We start from the raw sequence: 4,680 nt of genomic DNA on the forward strand, positions 1-4,680 counted from the left end.
CGGTGAACAATGCGGCGGTGCCGCTGGGCGCAGTGTTCGTGCGTAATGGCATTTACGACACGGTCGTGAACGGATCTCCGGACGGCACCGTCGAATTTTTCCACGGTTACACCTATTCGGGCCATCCTCTGGCCATGGCCGCTGCCGTCGCGGCGCAAAAGATTTACAAGCGCGACCAGCTGCTCACCCGCGTGCAGGACGACGGCATTGCACACTACTGGCAGGAAGCGCTGCACGCCCTGCGAGACGTGCGGCACGTCAAAGACCTGCGCAATATCGGGCTGATCGGCGCCATCGAGCTGGAGTCGCGGCCTGCCGGCGTGGGCAAGCGGGCCTTTGAAGCGTTTGTCGGCTGCTACGCACGCGGCCTGCTGGTGCGGTACACGGGCGACACCCTTGCGCTGTCGCCGCCTCTCATCATCGAGCGCGGCCAGATCGATCAGATCATGTCGACCCTTCGGGACGTTCTGCGCACCATCGACTGAACGGTTCGCCCCCTTTGTCAACCCGGCCTCGCGCCGGGTTTTTCGGGTCTTCGCAAAATTGTGTGGATGAGGGGCGAAATCGCCCTCGGCCGCCAGCGACCCGAATTTGTGGATGAAGCTCAGATCTCGCCCGACTCCAGCATCGCCACCAGGCGGGTGATGTCGACCCCGTAGTTCACTTCCTCGACCTCCGGCGCCCAGCTCGTCGGCGCGTGCACCATCCCCGCCCGGCCCACCATGCCCGTGTAGGCGAATTCGGTCGGCGCGGAACGGTCGAACGTTTCCAAGCTCCAATCCTGCCGGGCGAAGGAGCGGTGCTTGGTCTCGATGCGATGCGCCCCCTTGGAATACAGGACCAGCGCGCGTAGCACGTCAAAGCTGTGCCCGCGTCCTCGACGGTTGATCGTGCGGATCAGGCTGTTCAGGCTCTCGGTGAACGCATTTGTGATCCGGTGGTCGAAGTAAGCCAGGATCTGCGGTTGCCAGTTGCGCCAAGCGGATAGCGCCGGGGCAAAGGCGGCGCGGTGGTCCGGCCCGACGCTCTTGGCCCATGCGTCGTACCGGGCGGCGGCCTCGGCCTTGCTGCCGGCCTCGTAGATGTCAAAGTAGGACTCCTTGAGCCGGTGCGCCTCGGCGAGTTCCGGGATGTTGTTCAGCCAGCCAGAGAGCAGCAGACGCTCGCGGTCATTCAGATCCCTCTCACGCTTGCGGAACAGAACCAGATCCTTCTTTACGCCAGCAGCCTTCTTGCGCGTCAGGTCAGCTTTGTCCGCGCGGCCCAGCGACCGGCGGAACTCGTCCAGGGCTGTGTTGCCCAGGCGCTGGACGTGGAATTTGTCCACGACCACAATGGCGTCGGGCAGCACCTCACGCACGGCCTCGCGGTACGGCACCCACATGTCGATGGCCACGTACTGCACGTCCTCTCGGCCTGGCAGCCCGGCCAGATACCGCGCGACGGTCTTCTTGTCGCGGTCGGGCAGCATGTTGACGGCGGTGTTGTTCTTCAGGTTCGAGATCACCGCCCGAGGCCGTCGGATGATGTGAATCTCGTCAATCCCCATCCAGTTCGGGGTCTGAAACTTCACCGATCGCTCCAGCTCGGCCACATGGTCGGCAAAGACGTTGCGGATCGTCCCCTCGGCCACGCCAATCTCTTCGGCGATGCTGGTGAAGGTATGCCTAAGCGCACGCTGCCCAACCCATTGGACCAGGCGCTGAGTCATGCGCCGGGCATCGTTGATGCCGGGCAGTGTTTCCATGAAGGTCTTGCCACAGCCCTGACAGCGCAGGCGTCTGGCGTCCACGTAGACGCCGACCTGTTTGCCATGCACGGGCAGGTCGTGGACCAGGACCTCCACGCGGCCGTGGCCGACCGTCTGCGCGCTGTGGCAGGCCGGGCATCGACCGGCCGGCGTGATCGTCTCGGCCTTGACGTGGTACTCGCGCTCGGCCTCGCGCACCGCCTGCACCCGGTAGCCAGGCAGGTTCAGGATGTTGACGGGCATGTCACTCGTGTCTGCGGCTAGTGCGTGGACTCGATGAAGGCTCCGAGCTTGTCCAAGTCGTGCGACCAAAACAGGGACAGACCGCGTGCTTGCGCCTGTTCGAGGTTCAGCACTTTGAAGACACCGGCAAGTGCGGCGGCTGGCACGACCTGCGCGGTGCCGAACTGTTTGATCCAATACTCAGCCTTGACGGCCGCGTCGTTGTTCAGGCGCTTGACACTGTTCGTCGCGCTGTTCGATACCTTGCACTCGATTGCCATAAGGCGCGTGTCGTGCAAGCGCACGACGACATCAGCCTTGCGCTCGCCGAGTTGGCATTCAGCGCAGAACTGCATGGGCTGAGGCCCTTTGACGATCGTGTTGATCGCAACGGTCGGAGCCTCGGTGAAGCCCAGGGTGCGCAGGTAGTCCTTCACTGTTGTCTCTTGGTTCTCCTTGCCTTCGTTGCGTCGCTCGGTGGCGATGCGCTGCGCGGCCAGGAGCACAGACGACGCCAGCAAAGCAGCCTCGCGCTGTTGCGCCGTAGGTTCGCCGCCGGCTTCCATCCAGGGGAAGCGGCAAGGATCAATCACTCGCTCGATGACCCCGAACACCTTGCGAAGCGCCTCGGGGTCTTTCTTCAGGATGCCGGGAGCGATCGAATCGACGTCAGCGATGACTTGGAGATCGTCGTCAGAAATTGGCGGGCCAGCCAGGTAGCGGAGGGCCTCGCCAAGACCCAGACCGTATGCGTCCGCGAGGTTGTCATCGGTGATCGCGCCGGGATTGAGGTCGCTCAGCGTCTTGAACAGCAGATCGAACTTACCGCGTGCATGGCTATAGTGAGTGGCCCAGGAATCGGTGACGGCCAGGCGTTCAGTTCGGAACTGAGCAGCAGAAGTCGCGGCGTCTTCGGCAAGTTCCGCAGTGGTCCATCGAGGCGGTGCGCTTGTCATGCAGGCAATGCTTCCAGGCTTGGGATGCGCAGGCGCTCGATCTCCTTGGGTTCGAACTTGGTCAAGCCGCCTGCATAGGTTCTGCCGCTTCCCGTTTTGATGTTCTTGTTGAGCCACGTCACCAGGCGAGCCATCACGCTATCGTCCAGCGGCTGGCGAGGGTAGAGGCCGTGCGCGACATTGATGTGTCGCGCATCGCATGCATTGAGCGTGAACTGAGGCGGCCGGCGAGCCATGTAGGTGCACAGGATTGGGGCAGGGGCCTTGAGGCCCACGGACCACCAGGCTTTGCGGTGCTGTGCGATGTAGCTTTGATCCGCGCCATTGAGCTTCGCCCACGACAGGAAGGCGGCGATGCGTCGCCGCTCGTCCTTCGTGAACTCGTCCAGTTCGGCCGGCAAGTCGACAACACGGCGCAGAACCTCAGAAGATTGCAGGTGTGCGCCGGCCTGTATCAAGTCCTTGGCCTTGGTGACGGCTGGTAGCTTGACGCGATCGGGCAGGACCTTCGCATGCTGACCCGCAATCCAGATGTCGTTTGCCCCCGTGACTTGGCCTCGATGCACACGAAACAGCTCACCGATCTCGATCTCGCCGGCCGCAGCTTGTTCGGAGGGGCGGACGATGATCGACCAGCGCGGGGCAGCATGCAGCCGCTCACGCGGGATGTCGGTCCCCTTCGACAAGCCATTGAGGCGTTCCATCTCGTCGACGGATCGCACCCGTAGAGGCTCGACGGTTTCGCCGACACGGAAGCAGGTGATGGCTGCCGTCGTCGCTGTGCCGGGGAAGGCTTCGATGGTCGGTTCAAGGACGTGAAGAGCGATTCCGCCCAGTTCGTCGAGCAGCAGTCGGCGCAGCGCCGAACCGTAGTTCACATCCATCCATTCAGCCGAGGTGATGAATGTGCCAACATCGCCCGCTTTTGCGAGCAGGCGCGTTTGCAGGAAGAAGTGCAGATGCAGGCCGGCCAGCGCACTCGCCTTGATGCCGAAGCCGGCGAAATTGGAGGCGTACCAGGCTTTCCAGTCTGCGGCGATGTCATGGTGCCGCACATAGGGCGGATTGCCGATGAAGGCCGTCATGCCTGCGCAGCGCGGCAGCTTGACTTCCCGGTAATCTTTGACCAGAACGGTCGCCCTATCGGTCCAGCCCCGAGCGCTCAGGTTGGCGCGCAGCATCAGCGCCGCCAGCGGGTCCATCTCAACCGCCACGAGCTGCGCATCGGGAAATGCCTCGCCAGCAGCCAGCGTGAAACGACCAGAACCAGCACCCGGATCAACAATGCGCTGCGGCGTACCCTGCGCAGCCAGCCACGTCATCATCGAGCGCACGATGGGCGCAGGAGTGTAGACAGCACCATCCGTGCGGCGCTGATCGGCGCTGCGGACGCGGGAAAAGGCATCTCCAAGCGGGTCGGCCCCGCGCAGGATGGATCTGCGGAGCGTGTCGACATCGCTGGTGTATGACATGGTGGCTAAGGCCACCTTGACGACCTGGCGTTCTGCCGGAGACAACTTTCCCTGGCCCCCGATGAGGGCCACGCACGCAGAGATCAGGTCGGCTTCCGATTGCATTTGCTACCCACAACAATTTGCGATAAGTTTAGTCGGCCTATTGGCCGGCTGTCCACAAAAATTTGCGATCTTCGCGCGCGCGGACTGCTCGCTCTGGAAGGGTCTCACCCACAAGAATTTACGGAGGCCCGCAAGTCAAAACCACTCCGCAGTGCACGCCCACCTCATCTTCTCA

At 63.0% G+C, this 4,680-nt stretch carries 4 protein-coding genes; 1 reads left to right on the forward strand and 3 read right to left on the reverse strand.

The window, feature by feature from the left end; genetic code table 11:
• Positions 1-485: aminotransferase class III-fold pyridoxal phosphate-dependent enzyme (locus RBR52_RS15305; RefSeq protein WP_320378138.1), on the forward strand; the 485-nt coding region annotated here is incomplete at its 5' end.
• Positions 486-604: 119 nt separating this feature from the next.
• Here the strand turns inward: RBR52_RS15305 and RBR52_RS15310 are convergent.
• The 3 genes from RBR52_RS15310 to RBR52_RS15320 are packed head-to-tail and all read right to left on the reverse strand — an operon-like array spanning position 605 to position 4,505.
• On the reverse strand, positions 605-1,993 hold the full coding sequence (locus RBR52_RS15310) for an ISL3 family transposase (protein ID WP_320378139.1): 1,389 nt from the start codon (positions 1,991-1,993) through the stop codon (positions 605-607).
• A gap of 17 nt (positions 1,994-2,010) precedes the next feature.
• A complete protein-coding gene (locus RBR52_RS15315) occupies positions 2,011-2,928 on the reverse strand; it encodes a XamI family restriction endonuclease (RefSeq protein ID WP_320378140.1) in 918 nt (305 codons plus the stop codon).
• Positions 2,925-4,505 carry an Eco57I restriction-modification methylase domain-containing protein gene (locus RBR52_RS15320; protein ID WP_320378141.1) on the reverse strand — a complete coding sequence of 527 codons (1,581 nt, stop codon included), beginning with the start codon at positions 4,503-4,505 and terminating at the stop codon, positions 2,925-2,927. The genes RBR52_RS15315 and RBR52_RS15320 overlap by 4 nt, the downstream gene beginning before the upstream one ends.
• Positions 4,506-4,680: the final 175 nt, after the last annotated feature.

Origin of the sequence: Thiomonas sp., assembly GCF_034007205.1 — a bacterium.
GTDB lineage: Bacteria > Pseudomonadota > Gammaproteobacteria > Burkholderiales > Burkholderiaceae_C > Thiomonas.

What these genes read in the sequence shown, in the direction of transcription:
- RBR52_RS15310 (WP_320378139.1), bottom strand. Translation starts at nt 1,993, where the DNA reads ATGCCCGTCAACATCCTGAACCTGCCTGGCTACCGGGTGCAGGCGGTG.
- RBR52_RS15315 (WP_320378140.1), bottom strand. Translation starts at nt 2,928, where the DNA reads ATGACAAGCGCACCGCCTCGATGGACCACTGCGGAACTTGCCGAAGAC.
- RBR52_RS15320 (WP_320378141.1), bottom strand. Translation starts at nt 4,505, where the DNA reads ATGCAATCGGAAGCCGACCTGATCTCTGCGTGCGTGGCCCTCATCGGG.